Below are 19,837 nucleotides of genomic sequence, written 5' to 3'. Positions count from 1 at the left end.
GCCCTGGGAGTAGAGCCGGGTGAGCCGCTCCAGTGGCGCGCGGTCGTCCTTGTTGCTGAGCATCTCGTGGGCGCGGGCGGGGGTGACCCACCGCATCTCGTCCACCTCGTCGTCCTCCGGGGCCGTCTGCGCGGTGGGGGAGACCTCGGCCGCCCAGTAGCGCACGAGCTTGTCGTTGCCGCGGACCTTGTACTCGGAGTCGCCCAGGTGGACCCCCAGGGTGATGCGCAGCCCCGTCTCCTCGCGCAGCTCGCGCACGGCGGTCTCCGGCAGCGTCTCGCCGTCGTCCTGCTTGCCCTTGGGCCAGGACCAGTCGTCGTAGCGGGGACGGTGGATCACCAGCACCTGGAGCTCGTTGTCCACCACCCGCCAGCAGAGACACCCCGCGGCGAGGATGTCGTACGTGCTCAGGGTGCTGTTCTTCGCCATGCTCTGCTCTCCGTGCTCCGAAACTCGCGTGCCGCCCGCAGGGAGGGGGCGGGGATCCCGTACCGATGGTAGCGGGGCTCAGCCCCGGTACAGGACGTCCACGTGCCAGCGCTCGAAGCCCAGGGACTCGTAGAGGGACACGGCCGCCGTGTTGTCGGCGTCCACGTAGAGCATGACCTCCTCGAGTCCCTCCTCGGCCAGGTGGTTGATGCCCGCGGCCGTGAGCGCGCGGCCCAGGCCGCCGCCCTGCTGCTCGGGGTCCACGCCCACGGCGTAGACCTCGCCCAGGTCGGCGGCGCCCTCGCCGCCCGTGTGCACCTTGGTCCAGTGGAAGCCCACCACCCGGTCCGGGTCCTCGGTGGTCACCGCCAGGAGGAAACCGGCGGGGTCGAACCAGGACTCGCCCTCGCGCTGCTGCAGGTCGGACAGCGTCAGACGGCCCTGCTCGGGGTGCTGGGCGAAGGCGCGGGAGTTGACCCGCAGCCAGGACTGCTCGTCCCGGCCCACCTCGAACGCGCGGATCTCCACGCCCTCCGGCAGCGACACCTCGAGGGGCACGTCCTGGGCGCCGGCGACCGTGCGCTTGAGCTGCAGCAGGTCACGCACAGCGGTGAGTCCGTGCAGCTCGGCGAGCCGGCGCGCCGCGGGCTGGTTACCGTGCGCCCAGGCCTCCACGGTGCCGTCCACGAGACCGCGCAGCTGGCCCGCGATGGCCGTGGCCACGCCCCGGTTGCGGTGCTCCGGGTCCACGGTGAGCTCCACGGTGAACGTGGAGGCGGCGTCAGGCTGGGGCATCACCACGGCGGCTCCCACGAGGTCCTCGCCATCGGTGGCGACCACGCATGTGACCCCCGCCCGGCCGGAGCGCAGCTCAACGAGCGTCTGGTCCGAGAACGGCGGCTCGCCGTCGTGCGCGCGGGAGTGCTCCGCGAGGGCCACGAGGTCCTCGGGGAACGGGATGCTGTCGTACGGGGTCACGGTGACGGACATGGCGGTGCCTCCTCGGCGGTCGTCGGCGCGGTGCTCAGGCAGAGGTCTCCCTGCCTGCCGCAAAGCTGTACCCCACGTTACGCACCGTGGTGATCAGGTGCTCGTGGTCCGAGCCGAGCTTGGCGCGCAGCCGCCGGATGTGCACGTCCACGGTGCGGGTGCCGCCGTAGTAGTCGTAGCCCCACACCTCGGACAGCAGCTGGCTGCGGGTGAAGACCCGGCCCACGTGCTGGACCAGGAACCGCAGCAGCTCGAACTCCTTGAACGTGAGGTTCAGGGCCCGTCCCGCGAGTTTCACCGTGTAGGAGTCCTCGTCGATGCTGAGCGAGCCCGCGCGCAGCACGCTCCCCTCGGGTTCCGGCTCCGGCGCGGCACCTCCCGCGCTCGCGAGCCGCAGCCTGGCCTCCACCTCGGCGGGCCCCGCGGTGCTCAGCACCACGTCGTCCACGCACCACGACGCCGCCACGGCCGCCATTCCGCCCTCCGTCACGCTCAGCAGCACGGGCAGCGGGCGCTGGGCGGCGGAGAGCGCCTGCGCCGCGTTGCGGGCGCCCACGAGATCGGCGGTTCCGTCCAGCACCACGACATCCGGGCGACTCGGTCCGGTGAGCGCTCCGGTCGCCGTCAGCGGGTGCACCGAGACCGTGTGGGGGAGCAGCTCGAGGGCGGGCAGCGCGGTGTCCACCGCACCGGGGGCGGGGCTGAGCAGGGCGATGTGGGACACGGTGTGCTCCGCTCGCAGGCGTGGGGACCGGCCCCGAGCGGGCCCGGCCGATGACCGGGCCAGTATAGGCGGGGGTGTGCCGACGCCGCGGGGCACCCCACCGGGGCCCGGCCCCTGGGCAGCGCGGTCCCGACCACCGCCCCGGCCGCGCCCGGCGGGTGGTCGGGGCCCGGCGGGGGACGCATGGCGGTTACCCTGGCACCAGGGCGCGGAACAGATCACCGCCCGCAGGCCGGCCCGGAGGAACCTCCCCATGAAGTACGCGCGCATCATCATCGCCGCCGTGGTGGCGCTGGTCCTCGCGCTCACGGCCGGCCTCCTGGGGGGCTGGGCGCCGTTCGTGGTCTCCGTGGGCATGGCGGTCACGATCGGCGTGGGGTGGCCTGCCGCGGCGGGCATCCAGGCCCGGCGCCGCCACAACGTGCTCATCGCCTCGGCCGGCACCCTGGTGTGCCTTCTGGTGCAGCTGGTGCCGTCGCAGCGTCTCGTGTGGCTGCCCGCCGTCATCGGTGTGTCGTTCATGGCCGTGTGCGTGGCCGAGCTCGTGCGCGGTGAGGGTGCGAAGTACCGGCTGGAGTCCACTCTGGCGTCCGTCACGGGGGTGCTCGCGGCCGTGGCCGCCTCCGGGTGGATCGCGTTCTCCACCGTGGCCCACGAGCAGGGTCTCAGCGGGTGGCTCACCGTGGCCGGTGTGGGCGCCCCGTTGACCGTGATCCTCGTGGTCGCGGGTGCCCGCGTGATCTCTGCGGCCCCCGAGAACCTGGCGCGGCGGGGGATGATCACACTCGGTGTGACGCCCGTGGCGCTGCTGGGAATGGTGGCAGTTTTCACGGGTCAGGTACTGGCCGCCGTGGTAGCGTGAAGCCATGCTTGCACTCGAAATCTTCTACCTGGTCCTCCTGGGTCTCGCGACCCTCGCCATCCTCGGAATTGGCGCGAAGGTCGTGTTCAGCCTCTTCAAGGGGCAGATGTAGCTCGTGCCCATCGAGATCCCCTCTGACCTGACCCCCGAACTCGTCCCCTTCGCGTGGCTCCTGGGCACGTGGGAGGGCAACGGCTTCATGGGGTACGGCGACGCCGAGCAGCGCGCTTTCCGCCAGCGCGTCACGTTCGAGCAGACCGGACTCCCGTTCGTGATCTACCGCGCGCAGACCACGCTCCTCGACGAAGAGGGCGAGCCGCAGCGCGAGGCCACGTACGAGCAGGGCTTCTGGGAGCTCGCGCGTCCCCGTGAGGACGGGGACATCGGCCCCGGCATGCTGCCCCCCGATCCCGTCCCCGTGCTCACCTCCGCGGAGGACGTCGAGAAGCTGCGCAACGCGGACGGCGGCTTCGACATCTCCGTGAGCATCCTCCAGCCCGGCGGGGTGGCGGAGCTGTACCTCGGGCAGATCAAGGGCCCGCGCGTGGACCTGCGCACCGACGCCGTGATCCGCGCCCAGGGTGCCAAGGAGTACCAGTCCGGCACGCGCCTCTACGGACTCGTGAACAACCACCTCATGTGGGCCTGGGACATGGCCGCCCAGGGGCGGGAGCTGGCCACGCACGCCTCCGCCGAGCTCACCAAGCTCGAGCCCACGGCCGATCCGCGGTCGTGAGCACGGCGGATTCCGTGTCCTCGTCCGTGCTGCTGGGGCGTCACGGAGCGGTGCCCGCCCAGGGCCTCGACGCCGGGGTGGCCGCCCACTACGGTGACCCCGTCCCGGAGCAGCGGGCCCTCGCCCGCGGACGAGCCGTGGTGGACCAGTCCCAGCGCGGCGTCGTGACCGTGAGCGGCCCGGACCGGCTGAGCTGGCTCACCACGCTCTCCTCCCAGGTGCTGACCTCCCTGGAACCCGGCCGCAGCACCGAGGCCCTCTTCCTCAGCGTGCAGGGACGCGTGGAGTACGCGCCCCACGTCGTGGACGATGGCACCACCACGTGGCTCATCACCGAGGCCGGGGAGACCTCCGGTCTGACGGACTGGCTGACCTCCATGCGTTTTGCCCTCCGGGTGGACGTGCAGGACGTGTCCTCACAATGGGCGGTTCTGGCGGCCGCGCAGGACCTCTCCGCACGGATCCCCGCGCTGCTCCCGGACCGCTCGGGCCCCGCCGTGGGCCCGGCGTGGCAGGACCCCTGGCCCGGGATCGCCGTGGGCGGTCACGGGTACGCCGCTGAGCAGGACCACCCCGGCAGCGCTCGCACCTGGTTCGAGCACCTCGTGCCGCGGGACGTTCTGGAGCCCGTGGTCGAGGCCCTCGAACGGGAAGGTTTCCAGCTCGCGGGGTCGTGGGCCGCGGAGGCGCTGCGGATCGAGTCCTGGCGTCCCCGGTGGGGCGCGGACACGGACGAGAAGACCATTCCCCACGAGCTGGACTGGATGCGCACGGCCGTCCACCTGTCCAAGGGCTGCTACCGCGGTCAGGAGACCGTGGCGCGCGTGCACAACCTGGGGCGCCCGCCCCGCAGGCTCACCTTCCTGGACCTCGACGGCTCCCAGCACACCCTGCCGGAGGCAGGAGCGGCGGTGGAGCTGTCCGGGCGGGTCGTGGGTCGTGTGACAGCGGCCCAGCTGCACCACGAGGCAGGGCCCATCGCCCTCGCCGTGCTCAAGCGCTCGGTGGATCCGGAGGCGGTGCTCACCGTGCGGGAGATGCCTCACGCCGTGGACCAGGAGGAGTCCGACGGCTCCGCTCCCGCAGCGGAGCAGTGGGCGGCGTCGCAGACCGTGGTGGTGCCGCCGGAGGCCGGCTCGGTGGTCGGCCGAGCCGGTGGACTCATGCGCGGACCGCGCGGCGGAGGCATGCGGATCTGAGCCGTGCGGCGTCGTCGCCCCAGGCCACAGGTGGACGCGACGGGTGACGGCGGCACCAGGACGACGTGGGCCCTCGGAGGCAGTCCCTCCGAGGGCCCACGTCGTGGAGCAGGGTTCAGCGGCCGAAGAGTTCCTTGGCCTCGTCGTAGCGGTCCTGGGGGACGGCCTTGAGACCGTCGAGAGCCGCGGAGAAGTCCACGCGGACCACGTCGGTGCCGTGCAGGGCGCACATCTTGCCCCACTCCTGGTCCGTCACCATGGTTACGGCGGCGATCCCCAGGCGCGTGGCCAGCACCCGGTCGAAGCCCGTGGGGGCGCCGCCACGCTGGATGTGGCCCAGGATCGTGTTTCGGGTCTCGATGCCCGTGATGCGTTCGATCTCCTGGGTGACGAACTCGCCGATGCCGCCCAGACGCGGTCGGCCGGAGGCTTCCACACCCTTGCCCGCAATGGCCTCTTCGCGGTCGTCGGGGATGAAACCCTCGGCCACGACCACCAGTGGGGACCGGCCACGGTCGTGGACCTCGCGCACCCACTCGGAGACCTGTTCCATGGACTCGCGGAACTCGGGAATGAGGATCGCGTGGGCGCCGGCGGCCATGCCGGAGTGCAGTGCGATCCAGCCCACGTGGCGGCCCATCACCTCGGCCACCATGCAGCGGTGGTGGGACTCGCCGGTGGTGCGGATCCGGTCCATGGCGTCCGTGGCGATGGACACCGCGGTGTCGAAGCCGAAGGTGTAGTCCGTGGCCTGGAGGTCGTTGTCGATGGTCTTGGGCACGCCCACCACCGGAAGCCCGGCGTCCGCGAGACGCTTGGCCCCGGCCAGGGTGCCCTCGCCTCCGATCGCGATCACGGCGTCGATGTTGTTGCTCTCCAGGACCTTGGCGATGTTCTCCGGCCCGCCGTGGGGGCCGTCGAACGGGTTGGTCCGGGAGGTGCCCAGGATGGTGCCGCCCTCACGGGCGAGGCCGCGCACGCTCTGGCGGGGCAGCTCCATGATGTCGCCCTCCACCACGCCGCGCCAGCCGTCACGGAAGCCCACGAACTCGTGGCCGAAGGATTTGATGCCGTGCAGCACCGCCCCGCGGATCACCGCGTTGAGCCCGGGGCAGTCGCCGCCGCTGGTCATAAGCCCGATTCGCATGATGGGGTCAGTGCTCCTCTGTGGTGTCGTGGTCGTTCTGACACCCTCCATCCTAGTGACCGGGGGTTCGTGCGGGGCGGGCGACGCCCCCGCGCACGGACGGGTTCCGTGAACGTTCTCGCCACGGCACGCCCCGGACATTCACCCGGGGTTAATGCGGGGAACTAAGATCGGAGCCGAGAACTGTGAACACGCCGTTCGCGACGCCAGGCCACCAGGAGGACCAGATGACCGCCCAGCAAGAACCGGCCCGTGAGAACCTGCGCGAGTTCATCGACAAGCTCGTGGACCAGGGGTACACGGTGCGGGACGGTCAGTCCCCGGACCCGGACCTGATCGACCCGGGGGGAAGCGCCGTGGAGACGTGGCGCGAGGGCTACCCGTACGACGAGCGGATGTCCCGGGAGGACTACGAGCTGGAGAAGTACCAGCTGCAGATCGAGCTGCTGAAGTTCCAGTACTGGGGCCAGGACAACGACCTCAAGCATGTGGTGGTCTTCGAGGGCCGGGACGCCGCGGGCAAGGGCGGCACCATCAAGCGCTTCACGGAGCACCTGAACCCGCGTGCCGCCCGCGTGGTGGCGCTGAACAAGCCCTCGGACCGTGAGCAAGGGCAGTGGTACTTCCAGCGCTACATCCAGCACCTGCCCACCAACGGCGAGATCGTGCTGTTCGACCGCTCCTGGTACAACCGCGGCAACGTGGAGCGCGTCATGGGCTTCTGCACGGACGAGCAGTACGAGGAGTTCATGCTGCAGGCGCCGGTGTTCGAGAAGATGCTCGTGGACTCGGGGATCCACCTCACCAAGTTCTGGTTCTCCGTGACGCAGCACGAGCAGCGCACCCGCTTCGCGATCCGCCAGATCGACCCCGTGCGCCGCTGGAAGCTCTCGCCCATGGACCTCGCGTCCCTGGACCGCTGGGAGGACTACACGGTGGCCAAGGAGGAGACGTTCCGGCGCACGGACACGGACCACGCCCCGTGGATCACCATCAAGTCCAACGACAAGAAGCGTGCCCGGCTCAACGCCATCCGCTTCTTCCTCAACCAGTTCGACTACGAGGACAAGGACACCTCGGTGGTGTACCCGCCGGACCCGCTGATCGTGCGCCGCGGCCGGGACGCCGTGGACGACTGAGCCGCACTCCGCAGCACCTGCCCCACCTGCCCCAGGCCACCCGATGGATTCCAGCGCGCCCGTGAGCCGCCCCGCCCGGTTCCTCCGAGGCTGGGCGGCCGCTGGCATCAGCATCCTCTGCGCGGGCACGTCCCACTACGCGATCGATCCCAGCCCGCCCAGCGCGCTCCTCCTCGGGGTCGCGTTCACGCTGGCGGGGATGGCCTGCGTGCTGCTCGCCGGGCACCGCATGGGCGCGCTGCGCACAGGGTTCGCAGTACTGCTGAGCCAGGTGCCGTTCCACGTGATCTTCTCGGCAGGTGGTCACTCGGGCTCCCCGGCATCCCCCCGCCACGCCGCCGGGGCGAGCTCCCACGCGCACCACGACCCGTCCGTGCTGCACTCCCTGGCCGGTCACGGCGGCGCCGGTCTGACGGAGGCCGCGGCTGCGAGCCCGGTCCCGGGGATGTCCCACGGCGCGGAGATGCTCCACGGCCCCATGATCTGGGCCCACCTGGCGGCCGCTGCAGTGACCTTCGTGCTGCTGCGCCACGCCGAGGACGGCTGGTGGCGTCTGCTGCACGCCGCCGTCCAGCTCCTCTTCTCGGCCGTGGTGCTGCTGCGCCCGGTGCTCGTGCCGTGCCACGGGCTGCGCCCGGTCCCGCTGGCCCACCTCCTGCCACCGCGCACGTGGTCGCCCGTGCGCGTGATCTCGCGGCGCGGGCCGCCCCTCCTCTCGATCTGAGCAGTCCACCACCGACCACACCCCGTCAGGCACGGGGTGCCGTCGGCCTGTCTTTCATCGAGAGGTACTTCACCATGTCCACAGCACTGGATGCATCGTCGTCCGAACGCGCCCGCACCGGCGCGCCCATCATGTCCGTGTGGCTGCTGCCGCTGCTGCGACGGCTGCACTTCTACGCGGGGCTCCTCGTGGGCCCCTTCCTGGTGGTCGCCGCGGTCACCGGGGCCCTGTACGTGTTCACCCCCCAGCTGGAGCGGGTGGTCTACGCGGATGCGCTCACCGGCACCGCCTCGGCACAGCCCCTGAGCCTGGACGAGCAGGTCGACGCCGCCCGGCGCTCGATCGGCTCACCCGACTCGCCGGTGAACGTCCGGCCCGCGTCCGACGGCGGGACCACGCGTGTGATGTTCGCGGATCCCGCACTGGAACGGGGCGAGTCCCGTGCGGTGTTCGTGGATCCCGGCACGGGACGCGTCACGGGGGACATGACCGTGTACGGCACCAGCGGGGCCCTTCCGCTGCGCACCACCATCGACCGGCTCCACCGGGACCTGCTCCTCGGCGAGCCCGGTCGGCTCTACAGCGAACTGGCGGCCTCGTGGCTGTGGGTCCTCGCCCTGAGCGGTCTCTGCATGGTGGTTCTGCACCGGCGTCGTGTGGCGCGGGGCCGACGCGCCCGGGTGACGCTGGTGCCCCGGCCCGCAGAGGCGAACGCCTACCGGCGGACCCGCTCCTGGCACACCGCCACCGGCGTGTGGCTCGCGGTGGGCTTCCTGTTCCTCGCGGCGTCGGGCCTCACGTGGTCCGCGCACGCGGGGGAGAACGTGGCGCAGCTGCGCACCGCGCTGAACTGGACCACGCCGAAGGTCTCCACCGACCTCGGCGGGGCCTCCGGCGGCGGAGCCGAGGACGAGCACGCCGGTCACCACGGTCACGACGGGCACCAGGGTCACCAGGGACCCGACGACGCCGGGGTGCAGGGCTCCTTCGACGCGGTGCTGGCCACCGCCCGGGAGGCGGGCCTGGACTCGCGGATCGTGGAGCTCAAGCCTGCCGCCGCGGACGGGGCGGCGTGGACGGTCTCCGAGAACGAGCGTTCCTGGCCCACCCAGGTGGACAGCGTGGCGGTGGACCCGCAGCGGTTGCACGTCACCGACCAGGTGTGGTTCTCCGAGTGGGGCCTTCCCGCGAAGCTCACCCAGTGGGCCATCGCCGCGCACATGGGGCTGCTGTTCGGGCTGCCCAACCAGCTCGTGCTGCTCGCACTTGCCGCCGCGATCGTGGTGCTGGTGGTGAGCGGGTACTCCATGTGGTGGCGGCGCCGCCCCACCCGGGCCGCGGGGGTGCAGTTCGGTCCGCTGCCGCCGCGCGGGGCCCTGCGCGCCACCCCGGTGTGGGCGTGGCTCGCGCTGGGGCTGGGAACGGTCGCCGTGGGGCTGTTCGTCCCGCTGCTGGGTCTCTCGCTGCTGGGTTTCCTGGCCGTGGACCTGCTGCTGGGGCTCCGGGCACGACGCCGCTCGGACGGCACCGCGGCCCGGGCCGCCTCACAGGAGTGAGGGCGCGGGGGCATCGCGGGCGTTGACGCGGGAGAGGACGGTGCTCCGCTGCCGGCGCCCTCACTGGAGGGGATGGACCGGGGCTAGGGTCCCGTCACCCGGCACCGGCCCGTGCCCGCCACCCGCGCACGGGGTGAGGAAGGCCGTGGGCCCCACCGTTCGGTGGGGCCCGCGGCCGTGGTGCGCTTCAGCGCGGTGTCAGGTGGTGCGCGCGGTGCGGCGTGCCGGGAACGGGCTTAGGCGGCGTCGGGCCCGAAGTTGTGACGGTCCACGAGCGCCCAGGAGGCCGCGGCGTTGACCGCGGCCACCGTGAGCACCGAGGGCCACGCGCCCATCTTCTTGGCCAGCGGGTGGGACGCGCCGAAGCTCCCGCCGTAGAGCATCCCGAGGCTCGTGGCGGTCGAGGGCCCGGCGGACGCGAGCCACGTGCGGCCCGCCGCGGCGCCGCACGCCGCGAGGACCACGCCGCCCAGCGCGCGCACGCCGGTGACGCGGGCGATGCCGTAGCCGCCGATCAGCCCGGCGCCCACGAGGAGCGCACTCGGCACGGCCACGGGGGACGGCAGGTGCGCGTCCAGGCTCTTCACGGTGTCGGTGGCTGCCATGTCAGTTCTTCCCTCCCAGGAACGCCTGCAGCCGGGAGAGCCCCTCGGCGAGGTCGTCGTCACCCAGCGCGTAGGACAGCCTCAGGTAGCCGGAGGGGCCGAACGCCTCGCCCGGGACCACGGCCACCTCGGCCTTCTCGAGGATCAGCTCCGCGAGCTCGGCGGAGGTCTGCGGCGTGACGCCGTCGAACTCGCGTCCGAGCAGGGCGGTCACGTCCGGGTACGCGTAGAAGGCGCCCGTGGGCACGGGGCAGTTCACGCCCTCGATCGCGTTCAGCCCGTCCACGATCGTCCGACGACGCCGGTCGAACGCCTCCCGCATCTCGGCCACCTTGTCCATGGGGCCCTCCAGGGCGGCGAGTGCGGCGGCCTGCGCCACGTTGTTCACGTTGGACGTGAGGTGGGACTGCAGGTTGGTGGCGGCCTTGACCACGTCCTCGGGACCGACCATCCAGCCCACGCGCCACCCCGTCATGGCGTAGGTTTTGGCCACACCGTTGAGCAGGATCAGGTGCTCGTGCAGCGCGGGAACGGCCTGGGCCATGGACACGAACTGCACGTCGTCGTAGGTGAGGTGCTGGTAGATCTCGTCGCTGATCACGAAGATGCCCTTGGCCGCGGCCCACTCGCCGATCGCGCGGGTCTCCTCCTCGGTGTACACCGAGCCCGTGGGGTTGGACGGGGAGCAGAACAGCAGCGCCTTGGTGGCGGAGGTGCAGGCGGCCTCGAGCTGCTCGGGGGTGACCTTGTAGTCGTTCTCCGCGCCCGCGAAGACTTCCACGGGATTGCCGCCGGCCAGGCGGATGGCCTCAGGGTAGGTGGTCCAGTACGGGGCGGGGAGCAGGACGTCGTCGCCGTCGTCCACCACGGTCTGGAAGGCCTGGTACACGGCCTGCTTGCCGCCGTTCGTCACGAGCACCTGCGAGCTCTTGACGTCCCAGCCGCTGTCGCGCGCGGTGGCCCGGGCGATCGCCTCGCGCAACTTCGGCTGACCGGCGGCGGGGGAGTAGCGGAAGTTCGCCGGGTCCCGCAGGGCCTCGGCCGCGGCCGCCACGATGTCCTCCGGTGTGGAGAAGTCCGGTTCGCCCGCGCCGAACCCGATCACGGGACGACCCTCGGCCTTGAGGGCCTTGGCCTTCGCGTCCACCGCAAGGGTCGCGGACTCCGCGATCGCCGCGATCCGGTGCGAGATGCGCTGCTGCGCTGGTGACATGGGGATCATCTCTCCTGGGCTGGCTGGCGTCGCCCGCGGCGGAACCCGGGCGCTGGTCTCCCAGCTTAGGTGCCCCGCCCCCGGCTTTGCACGGAACGAGGCGGCCGCGTACCATAGTTGGTTGGTGCCGCCACCCGGGACCCCGTTGCCCCACGGCGGAACGGATCCGGGTGACACGAGCCGGTGATAGGCTCGGGCACCGTTGCCGCGGTCGTGGTTCCCTCGACGCGGCAGATGAAGGGCAGTGGCGCAATTGGTAGCGCAGCGGTCTCCAAAACCGCAGGTTGCAGGTTCGAGTCCTGTCTGCCCTGCTTCACGACCCACCACGGCACGAACACCACCGCCGAGAAGCTGCTTCACGCAGGGGAGAGCCGATGTCGCACACCGTCACAGGACAGACCCCGGGTCAACCCGCCGGTTCGGAGCGCAAGCGCGGCTTCTTCGGACGGATCTGGCTGTTCATCCGCCAGGTCGTGGGGGAGCTCAAGAAGGTCGTCACCCCGTCCCGGCGGGAACTCGTCAACTACGTCCTGGTCGTGCTGGTGTTCGTCGCTTTCATGATGGTGCTGATCTCCCTGCTGGACCTGGCCTTCGGGCAGCTGGCCCTCTGGCTCTTCGGTAACGGCGACCAGGCCCAGTAAGACCGCGCAGCACGTCCAGCCGTCCACAGAAAGCAGGAGAAGCCAGTGACCGATCACGAGCTCGAGAACGACGACACTCAGCCCGCGCAGCTCGACACCCCGTCCGGGGACGCTGCGCGCGAGGAGTCGGCGGAGAGCGTGTCCGACACTGTCGCGTCCGCCGAGCCCACGGACTCGCAGGACGTCACCGACGAGAAGGCCGTCCAGGAGGCGGACCTCGACGTCGCCGAGGGCAACGGCGAGGCCACTCCGGTGCCGCTCGTGGAGGTCGAGGTCTCCGAGGAGGCGGCCGAGGACCAGGTGGATCCCGTGGCCGAGTTCAAGGCCAACCTGCGCCGCCAGGAGGGCGACTGGTTCGTCATCCACACCTACGCCGGTTACGAGAACCGCGTGAAGACCAACCTCGAGACCCGCATCCAGTCCCTCAACATGGAAGAGGACATCTTCCAGATCGAGGTGCCCATGGAAGAGGTCGTGGAGATCAAGAACTCCCAGCGCAAGACCGTGCGTCGCGTGCGCATCCCCGGGTACGTGCTGGTGCGCATGAACCTCACTGACGCGTCCTGGGGCGCGGTGCGCCACACCCCGGGCGTCACGGGCTTCGTGGGCCAGGACGCCTACAACCCCGCGCCGCTGCGCCTCGACGAAGTGTTCGACATGCTGGCACCCACGTTCGAGACCCCGGAGAAGGCCAAGGGCCTCGGCGAGACCGCCGGCTCCAGCGCGGGCGCCCAGGGTGGCGCCGCCCCGCAGGTCACGGTGGACTTCGAGGTGGGTGAGTCCGTGATCGTGAAGGAGGGCCCGTTCGAGACCCTCCCGGCCACGATCTCCGAGATCAAGGTGGAATCCCAGCAGCTCGTGGTGCTGGTCTCCATCTTCGAGCGCGAGACCCCCGTGACCCTGGGCTTCAACCAGGTCACCAAGATCTAGCACCCCAGACTTCGGAGTTCCCCGGATGCGCTTTGGTCCGGGGCTTCTCCGTCCGGTCGCCGCGCCACGGCGACCACCCGCCGTCGTACGCTCCTGTGCGGCGGTACGCACAGCCAGAAAGAGGACCATCACATGGCTCCCAAGAAGAAGAAGGTCGCAGGCCTGATCAAGCTGCAGATCCAGGCAGGCGCCGCCAACCCGGCTCCTCCCGTGGGTCCGGCGCTGGGTCAGCACGGCGTCAACATCATGGAGTTCTGCAAGGCCTACAACGCGGCCACGGAATCCCAGCGCGGCAACATCGTGCCGGTGGAGATCACCGTGTACGAGGACCGCTCGTTCTCGTTCGTCACCAAGACCCCGCCCGCCGCTCAGCTGATCAAGAAGGCCGCCGGCGTCGCCAAGGGTTCCGGCGTCCCCCACACCACCAAGGTGGGCAAGATCACCATGGACCAGGTCCGTGAGATCGCCGAGACCAAGAAGGAAGACCTCAACGCCAACGACATCGACGCCGCCGCGAAGATCATCGCCGGCACCGCCCGCTCCATGGGCATCGAGGTCAACTGAGTCCTCCCGACTCACCAGCAACACACTTCATCGTGGCAGGGCCGAGCGCGGTCCGCAGACCACAACTGCACAAGGAGAAGAAGCAGATGGCACAGCGCAGCAAGGCATACCGGGCAGCTGCCGAGAAGATCGAGGCGGGCAAGCTCTACGCTCCCGCCGAGGCGGTCGCCCTGGCCAAGGAACTGGCCGAGGGCAGCAAGTCCGATCCCACCGTGGAGGTCTCCATGCGTCTCGGCGTGGATCCCCGCAAGGCGGACCAGATGGTCCGCGGCACCGTGAACCTGCCCAACGGCACCGGCAAGACCGCCCGCGTTGTCGTCTTCGCCACCGGTGACAAGGCCGCCGCGGCCGAGGCCGCCGGCGCCGACTTCGTGGGCAGCGACGACCTGATCGCCAAGATCCAGGGCGGCTGGACGGACTTCGACGCCGCCGTGGCCACGCCGGACATGATGGGCAAGGTGGGCCGCCTGGGCAAGATCCTGGGTCCCCGCAACCTCATGCCGAACCCCAAGACCGGCACCGTGACCATGGACGTGGCCAAGGCCGTCAACGACATCAAGGGCGGCAAGATCGACTTCCGCGTCGACAAGCACTCCAACCTGCACTTCATCATCGGCAAGGCGTCCTTCGACGCGCAGAAGCTCGCCGAGAACTACGGTGCAGCCCTGGAGGAGGTGCTTCGTCTGAAGCCCTCCGCCTCCAAGGGTCGCTACATCACCAAGGCCACCGTGGCCACCACGTTCGGCCCGGGCATCCCCGTGGACCCGAACGCCACCGAGGTGAACGCCCAGGCGTGATCCCGGCTCGCCGTGGGGCCCTGGAGGGTGCCACGGTGCAGCAGTGACAGTAGGGTCCGTGCCGTCCCAGGCCGGGCCCTACTGCCATGTTCGGGGCCGGATCGCCATGGGCGTTCCATGATGTACTGGAGGTTGGATCCCGGCGCGGATCCGCCACCGGGTGCCGTCCGGGCTGTGGACGGCACGGAAGGAGAACACAGTGACGCAGTCGTCACCGGTACGTATCGAGCTCTTGCGCATCCCCGAGGCGTTCGACGCGGACGCCCAGCGGCTGCTGGGGGACGTCGCCTCCCTGGTGCAGTCCTCCCGACGCCACGTGTGGGGCACGGACCAGCTGAGCAACGAGGCCCACGACATCTTCCGGGACCTCAAGGACCCCTACGAGCGCGTCAACATCCTGTGCGCCTTCCTGGAGGACCGGCTGGTGGGGCGCGCCGAGGTGCGGATGCCGCTGATCGCGGACACCGGGATGGCGCAGATCGTGGTGCACGTGGACCCGGACGAGACGTCGGAGGGCATTGGACGCGGCCTCCTGGGTGCTGCTGAGCAGCTGGCGCACGGAGAGTCCCGCCGCCTGGTCCGGCTCGTCACCGAGCACCCCGCGTCGGAGGCCCGGGATCCGGCGGGCCCGGGGGACGGCAGCGTGGACGGCAGCTCGGACGGCGAGGAGCCCTCCGGCGGTCACGGCGCGCCGGTGGCGTGGCTGGACGCTGCGGACGGCTCCGGCCGGCTGCCGGCCAGCCACCGTCAGACCCGTTTTGCCCAGCACGCCGGGTACGGCCTGCGCACGGTGAGCAGCTTCGCCCTGCTGCCCGTTCCCCTGGCGGAGACCCGGCTGCAGCGCATCCAGGAGTCCCTGAGCTCGAGCCCGTTCGCCGAGCACTACCGCATGCACACGTGGGTGGGAGAGGCCCCCGAGGAGCTGCTCGCCCCGCTCGCGCAGCTGCACGCGAAGATCCCCACGGACTCGTTCGTGCGCCCCATCGTGGCGGATCCGGATCCCTGGGACGGTGACCGGGTGCGCCGCACCGAGCAGCTGCGCCAGGAGGACGGCGACCGTTCGCTCATGGCCGTGGTCCAGGACCTGCGCACCGGTGAGCTGGTGGGCATGACCGAGCTGATCCTCGCGCAGCACCGCCCCGTGCTGGCGCTGCAGGACGAGACGCTCGTGGTGCGGGAGCACCGCGGCCACCGGTTGGGCATGCGTCTCAAGCTGGCCAATCTGGAGCAGCTCGCGGCCGTGGCGCCGGAGGTCACCACCGTGTACTCGTGGACCCACAGCGGCAACGACCGCATGAACTGGGTGAACGCGCAGCTCGGGTTCCAGGAGGCCGGGCAGTCCGCGATCTGGGAGCAGGACTTCAGCGTCGTCTGACCCCTCGGGGGACGTGCCGCCCCACGCGGGGCGTTCCACCGGAGGTCACCAGGGCAGCGGCAGCACCACAGTGCGGTCTCCGGGCACGAGGCCGGCGCGCGGAATGCTCAGCAGCCCCTCTGCCTCGCTCAGACCCCGCAGCATGTTGGGGCCGACGGCGCGGCACGGCTCCCACGCGTCCCCGCGGCGTCGTGCGGGCACGAGCTTCTCCCGCCGTCCGCCTGCCGCGTCCGCGCCCACGGTGGCGGGAACGAGCTGCGCTGCGGGGTGCCCCGCGAAGCCGGCTAGCAGCGGCCCTCCCACGAGCAGCAGCACCGTGAGCGCCGCCAGGGGGTTGCCGGGCAGGGCCAGCACCGCACTGCGCTCTGCCGCACCCAGCAGGGCGGGGTGCCCCGGCTGCAGGTCGAGCTGGTCCACGAGCACCCGGGTCTCCCGCTCCAGCAGCGGGCGGACCTGGTCCGCCCCGGAGCGGGACGTGCCCCCGGTGGTGATCACCACGTCGTGCTCTGCGCACACCTCCCGGAAGGCCGAGCTCACGGATGCGGGATCGTCGTCCACACGGTGCACCGTGCCCGGCACGCCTCCGTACGCGGTGACCACGTGGGGCACGGACATGCTGAACGCGTCCCGCACCAGACCGGGCGCGGGCACACCGCTGGTGCGCACCTCGGAGCCCGTGAGCAGCAGGGCCACCCGGGGTGCCCGCCGGACGGGGACGTGGTCCAGTCCGGCCACGGCGGCGAGGGCGGCGTCCGCGGGGGACAGCACCCGGCCGGCGTGGAACAGCACCTCGTGGGCCTGGCACTCCGTGCCCGCCGCGCGGATGTGGCGGCCCTCCAGCTCGGAGGGAGGGGCGCCCGGCGCCAGGCGCACGATGGAGCCGGAGCGGCACGAGAACTCCTCCCGGACCACGCTCGTGGTGCCCTCGGGAATCACGCCCCCCGTGACCACCGGGACGGCAGTGCCCGGTGCGAGGGCCACCGCAGACGCCGCGCTGGGAAGAGGCACCGGGGCACCGGGTTCCGAGTGGGCGGATGGCGAGCCGCCGGTCACCAGGTCCCACGGCCCGGGACCGCGGACCGCGTAGCCGTCCATCGCGCTGGAGGCGTAGTGCGGCACGGAGCAGGCGGCCTCCACGTCCTCGGCGAGAACCCGCCCGGACGCCCGTGCCAGTGGCACCTGATCGGTGGGCACGCCTCCGGTGCCCGCGGCCGGCCCACGCCGCCCGGAGGCCGGATCGGCTCCGGCACGCTGGGCGAGCGCCGCTCCGGCGCGGTGCGCGAGATCCCGGGCCTCGTCCCGCCCCGCGTGCTGCCGCGATGCGAGTCTGCGGGCCCACACGGGCCCGTCCGGGGAGGGCACGGGCTCACCCACCGGCGAAGGGTGGCAGGACGTCCACGGCGGCGCCGGGAGCCACGGGCGAGTGCGGATCCTGGGCGGCCACGCCGTCCACGAGCCACGAGCAGCGGGGGAGCACCTGCGCGAGGGCGGGCTCACCGGGCGGAGCCACGGGGTGCAGGCTCACGAGCAGCTGCGCCAGGTCGGTACGGCTCAGCGCCAAGGGCGTGGCCACGTGCTCCTCCTCGGTGCCGGCGGCGGCGGCCGCCGCGGCGAAATACCTCACGCGCACCGCGTCAGCCCCCGATCGCGCTCATGCTGCGGTCCGGCTGGATGTAGTCCCCGGAGTCCAGACCGGTGTGGTCCATCCCGTGCGCCCTGGGTTTGACCCACATGGCCTCGCGCCAGCGCTGGGTCACCTGGGCGTCGGTGGCGCCGGAGCGCAGGAGGTGCATGAGGTCGGTCTCGTGGTGGGAGAACAGGCACGAGCGCACGTGGCCCTCGGCGGTGATGCGGGTGCGCGTGCAGTCCTCGCAGAACGGCTCGGTCACCGAGGCGATGATGCCCACGGTGCCCACCACCCGGTCCTCGGCCTTCCGCCGCACGAGGTACTTCTCGGCGGGTGCACCGGCCCGGGGCGCGGTGTCCGGGGCGAGGTCGAAGTCCCGGGAGAGGCTCTCGCGGATCTGCGCGGCGGTCACCATGTTCTCCCGGGTCCAGCCGTGGTCCGCGTCCAGGGGCATCTGCTCGATGAAGCGCAGGTCGCACGCGTTCTCGAGCGCCCAGTGCAGCAGCTCGGGTGCCTCGTGCTCGTTGACGTTCCGCATCAGCACCGCGTTGATCTTCACGGGGCTCATCCCCGCGCGTTGGGCCGCGGCGACGCCGTCCAGCGCCTCGGTGAGCCGCCCGCGGCGAGCGAGGCGTTCGTAGGTCTCCGCGCACAGGGTGTCCAGGGAGATGTTCACCCGTGTCATGCCCGCGTCCGCGAGCCCCTGCGCGCGAGCGGCCAGGCCGATCCCGTTGCTCGTCATGGACACGGGCACGCCCGGCAGCGCGGTGCGCAGGGCCCGCACCAGCTGCTCGAGATCCGGTCTGATGAGAGCTTCACCCCCGGTGAGGCGGATCTCCCGCACTGCGAACTCGGTCACGGCGATGCGTGCGAGCCGCACGATCTCCTCGACCGTCAGCAGGGACTCTCGGGGGAGCCACTGCATGCCCTCCGCGGGCATGCAGTAGGTGCACCGCAGGTTGCACTTGTCGGTGATGGAGATGCGCAGGTCCGTGGCGGTTCGTCCGAAACGGTCCGTCAGCGGTCCCTGCGTGGGCACTCCCCGCGTGGGAAGCACTTGGGGGTTGCCGAGGAAAACGGACATGCGCCCCAGTGTAGGTCTCCACCCCGACACCCTCGCCGCCCCCGGGAGGGTGACTACCCTGGACCCATGTCCCGCACCCCGTCCGCGCACCGCACCATCTCCGAGCACCGGGAGGCGGTCCGGGCCCTGCTCCGCTGCGCCCGCGCCCGGGGCCGCGAGGACGACGCCGCACGGCCGGTTCCACTGGCGGCGGCTCGCGGGCGCGTGCTCGCGGAGGATCTCGTGGCTCCTCTGGACCTGCCACCCCACACGAACTCGCAGATGGACGGCTTCGCGGTGCGGGTCGCGGACCTCGCCCCCGCGCACAGGGCAGGGCAGGTCACGCTCCCCGTGCACGGCACCCGCGCCGCCGGGGCCGCCCCGGCGCCCCGCGCCCCCGGCACCGCGACCGCCGTGATGACCGGGGCAGTGCTCCCCGAGGGAGCCGATGCCGTGATCCCCGTGGAGCGCGTCCTGCCCCCGCGCTTCGACACCCCCACCGTCACGGTTGCCGCCGCCGACGTCCCGCGGGAGGGCAGCTTCGTGCGGGAGGCCGGCAGCGACGTCGCCCGGGGGGAGGTGGCACTGCCCGCCGGAACGGTGCTCGGAGCCGCCGCGCTGGGGGCGTGCGCGGCGCTCGGGCTCACGGGGGAGGACCCGGTGACGGTGCAGCACGGTCCGCGTGTGCTCGTGGTCAGTGGCGGGGGCGAGGTGGGGCCCGCCGGCAGACCGCTGCCCGCGGGGTCCGTGCACGACGCGAACGGGCCGCTGCTCGAGGCGTGGCTGACAGGCCACGGTGCCGAGCACGTGAGCCGGCTGCGCGTGGACGACGACCCCCACGCGTTCCTCACGGCCCTCCGCGAGGGACTGGAGGAGTCACGCGCGGACCTCGTGGTCACGAGCGGAGGCATCAGCGCGGGCGCCTTCGAGGTGGTGCGTCAGGGCCTCGAACGGGCGGGCACGAAGATGTGGTTCGGCCACGTGGACATGCAGCCCGGAGGTCCGCAGGGCTGCGGGCTGCTCTGGGGGACACCCGTGCTGTGCCTGCCGGGCAATCCCGTGAGCACGTGGGTCTCGTGCGAGGTGTTCGTGCGCGCCGCGCTCGCGGACGTGTGGGCCTGCTGCCCGCCCGCGCGCTGGGCTTCTGCCCGGCTGGACGCCCCGGTAAAGCCCCTGGAGTCCCGCACCCAGCTGCGTCGGGCCACGCTGCTGCCCAGCGCGCCGCCGCGGGTCGCGCTGGTGGGTGGCGCGTCCTCCCACCTGCTGACCGCGGCCGCCCGGGCGGACGTGCTCGTCGGCATCCCGCCCGGCACCGGTACCCTGCCCCGGGGGACCGAGGTGGATGTGCTCGTCCTCGACGGCGGGGTGGTGACCCGGAACCCGGAGACCTCGGACGCGGCGACCGGAGCGATGGCCTGTCGCTCGGAGACCTCGGATGCGGCGACCGGAGCACCTCGCGGAGCCTGGAACGGCCCCTGAACCCGGAAAGCCTGCCCGCACGCACACCCGCCCGCAC

21 protein-coding genes and 1 tRNA gene are annotated in these 19,837 nt (G+C 71.8%); 13 read left to right on the top strand and 9 right to left on the bottom strand.

What is annotated here, in order from left to right:
* The 3 genes from D9R02_RS07580 to D9R02_RS07570 all read right to left on the bottom strand — a co-directional run.
* Positions 1–429: NUDIX hydrolase (locus D9R02_RS07580; RefSeq protein WP_147435336.1), on the bottom strand; the 429-nt coding region annotated here is incomplete at its 3' end.
* Between the two features lie 78 nt (positions 430–507).
* On the bottom strand, positions 508–1,419 hold the full coding sequence (gene mshD / locus D9R02_RS07575) for a mycothiol synthase (RefSeq protein WP_121566683.1): 912 nt from the start codon (positions 1,417–1,419) through the stop codon (positions 508–510).
* Positions 1,420–1,453: 34 nt separating this feature from the next.
* Entirely contained in the window at positions 1,454–2,143 is a 690-nt protein-coding gene (locus D9R02_RS07570) for a response regulator transcription factor (protein ID WP_059281393.1), read from the bottom strand.
* A gap of 253 nt (positions 2,144–2,396) precedes the next feature.
* Between D9R02_RS07570 and D9R02_RS07565 the strand changes: the two genes are divergently transcribed.
* The 3 genes from D9R02_RS07565 to ygfZ all read left to right on the top strand — a co-directional run bounded on the left by D9R02_RS07565 (position 2,397) and on the right by ygfZ (position 4,940).
* On the top strand, positions 2,397–3,005 hold the full coding sequence (locus D9R02_RS07565; protein ID WP_121566682.1) for a hypothetical protein: 609 nt from the start codon (positions 2,397–2,399) through the stop codon (positions 3,003–3,005).
* A 115-nt stretch (positions 3,006–3,120) separates the two neighbouring features.
* Positions 3,121–3,741 carry a nitrobindin family protein gene (locus D9R02_RS07560; protein WP_019309679.1) on the top strand — a complete coding sequence of 207 codons (621 nt, stop codon included), beginning with the start codon at positions 3,121–3,123 and terminating at the stop codon, positions 3,739–3,741.
* Positions 3,738–4,940: a CAF17-like 4Fe-4S cluster assembly/insertion protein YgfZ gene (ygfZ, locus tag D9R02_RS07555; protein ID WP_121566681.1), complete on the top strand. Its 1,203-nt coding sequence runs from the start codon at positions 3,738–3,740 to the stop codon at positions 4,938–4,940. The genes D9R02_RS07560 and ygfZ overlap by 4 nt, the downstream gene beginning before the upstream one ends.
* Before the next feature lie 115 nt (positions 4,941–5,055).
* Here ygfZ and D9R02_RS07550 read toward each other — a convergent pair whose 3' ends face one another.
* Entirely contained in the window at positions 5,056–6,087 is a 1,032-nt protein-coding gene (locus tag D9R02_RS07550; RefSeq protein ID WP_019309677.1) for an ATP-dependent 6-phosphofructokinase, read from the bottom strand.
* A gap of 227 nt (positions 6,088–6,314) precedes the next feature.
* On the opposite strand from D9R02_RS07550, the gene ppk2 reads away from it, so the two are divergent.
* The 3 genes from ppk2 (at position 6,315) to D9R02_RS07535 (ending at position 9,506) form a co-directional block, all read left to right on the top strand.
* A complete protein-coding gene (gene ppk2 / locus D9R02_RS07545; RefSeq protein ID WP_029603156.1) occupies positions 6,315–7,226 on the top strand; it encodes a polyphosphate kinase 2 in 912 nt (303 codons plus the stop codon).
* A gap of 61 nt (positions 7,227–7,287) precedes the next feature.
* A complete protein-coding gene (locus tag D9R02_RS07540; RefSeq protein WP_121566680.1) occupies positions 7,288–7,950 on the top strand; it encodes a hypothetical protein in 663 nt (220 codons plus the stop codon).
* Between the two features lie 74 nt (positions 7,951–8,024).
* On the top strand, positions 8,025–9,506 hold the full coding sequence (locus tag D9R02_RS07535) for a PepSY-associated TM helix domain-containing protein (protein ID WP_121566679.1): 1,482 nt from the start codon (positions 8,025–8,027) through the stop codon (positions 9,504–9,506).
* Positions 9,507–9,742: 236 nt separating this feature from the next.
* On the opposite strand, the gene D9R02_RS07530 is transcribed toward D9R02_RS07535, so the two are convergent.
* Together D9R02_RS07530 and D9R02_RS07525 are read right to left on the bottom strand one after the other, a co-directional pair.
* Positions 9,743–10,111 (bottom strand): hypothetical protein, encoded by a 369-nt coding sequence (locus D9R02_RS07530; protein WP_019309673.1) that lies wholly within the window; start codon positions 10,109–10,111, stop codon positions 9,743–9,745.
* A gap of 1 nt (position 10,112) precedes the next feature.
* Positions 10,113–11,324: a pyridoxal phosphate-dependent aminotransferase gene (locus D9R02_RS07525; protein ID WP_121566685.1), complete on the bottom strand. Its 1,212-nt coding sequence runs from the start codon at positions 11,322–11,324 to the stop codon at positions 10,113–10,115.
* A 238-nt stretch (positions 11,325–11,562) separates the two neighbouring features.
* Here D9R02_RS07525 and D9R02_RS07520 point away from each other — a divergent pair.
* From D9R02_RS07520 to D9R02_RS07495, 6 genes are all read left to right on the top strand, one after another.
* Positions 11,563–11,635 (top strand) — tRNA-Trp (locus D9R02_RS07520).
* A 63-nt stretch (positions 11,636–11,698) separates the two neighbouring features.
* Positions 11,699–11,965, top strand: coding sequence for a preprotein translocase subunit SecE (gene secE, locus D9R02_RS07515; protein WP_019309671.1), 267 nt, complete (start codon positions 11,699–11,701; stop codon positions 11,963–11,965).
* Between the two features lie 45 nt (positions 11,966–12,010).
* Complete coding sequence (gene nusG / locus D9R02_RS07510; protein ID WP_121566678.1) at positions 12,011–12,895, top strand: transcription termination/antitermination protein NusG; 885 nt, start codon at positions 12,011–12,013, stop codon at positions 12,893–12,895.
* A gap of 132 nt (positions 12,896–13,027) precedes the next feature.
* Entirely contained in the window at positions 13,028–13,459 is a 432-nt protein-coding gene (gene rplK / locus D9R02_RS07505) for a 50S ribosomal protein L11 (RefSeq protein ID WP_019309669.1), read from the top strand.
* A gap of 86 nt (positions 13,460–13,545) precedes the next feature.
* Positions 13,546–14,256, top strand: coding sequence for a 50S ribosomal protein L1 (gene rplA / locus D9R02_RS07500; protein ID WP_019309668.1), 711 nt, complete (start codon positions 13,546–13,548; stop codon positions 14,254–14,256).
* Positions 14,257–14,455: 199 nt separating this feature from the next.
* Positions 14,456–15,631 carry a GNAT family N-acetyltransferase gene (locus D9R02_RS07495; protein ID WP_121566677.1) on the top strand — a complete coding sequence of 392 codons (1,176 nt, stop codon included), beginning with the start codon at positions 14,456–14,458 and terminating at the stop codon, positions 15,629–15,631.
* A gap of 45 nt (positions 15,632–15,676) precedes the next feature.
* Here the strand turns inward: D9R02_RS07495 and D9R02_RS07490 are convergent, their stop codons facing one another.
* From D9R02_RS07490 to moaA, 3 genes are read right to left on the bottom strand one after another with little or no spacing between them, the layout of a single operon-like run.
* Complete coding sequence (locus D9R02_RS07490) at positions 15,677–17,005, bottom strand: molybdopterin molybdotransferase MoeA (protein ID WP_239356852.1); 1,329 nt, start codon at positions 17,003–17,005, stop codon at positions 15,677–15,679.
* Positions 16,998–17,261, bottom strand: coding sequence for a MoaD/ThiS family protein (locus tag D9R02_RS07485; protein ID WP_121566676.1), 264 nt, complete (start codon positions 17,259–17,261; stop codon positions 16,998–17,000). Before D9R02_RS07485 ends, D9R02_RS07490 begins: the two co-directional genes overlap by 8 nt.
* Positions 17,262–17,265: 4 nt before the next feature.
* On the bottom strand, positions 17,266–18,342 hold the full coding sequence (gene moaA / locus D9R02_RS07480; RefSeq protein WP_121566675.1) for a GTP 3',8-cyclase MoaA: 1,077 nt from the start codon (positions 18,340–18,342) through the stop codon (positions 17,266–17,268).
* 66 nt (positions 18,343–18,408) lie between these two features.
* On the opposite strand from moaA, the gene D9R02_RS07475 reads away from it, so the two are divergent.
* Positions 18,409–19,800, top strand: a complete 1,392-nt coding sequence (locus D9R02_RS07475) for a molybdopterin molybdotransferase MoeA (protein WP_121566674.1) — start codon at positions 18,409–18,411, stop codon at positions 19,798–19,800.
* The last annotated feature ends 37 nt before the right edge of the window (positions 19,801–19,837 follow it).

Source organism: Kocuria rhizophila, assembly GCF_003667225.1.
Taxonomy (GTDB): domain Bacteria; phylum Actinomycetota; class Actinomycetes; order Actinomycetales; family Micrococcaceae; genus Kocuria; species Kocuria rhizophila.
Note: the sequence above shows the minus strand (reverse complement) of the source record. Positions and strands in the feature narration are given on the sequence as shown.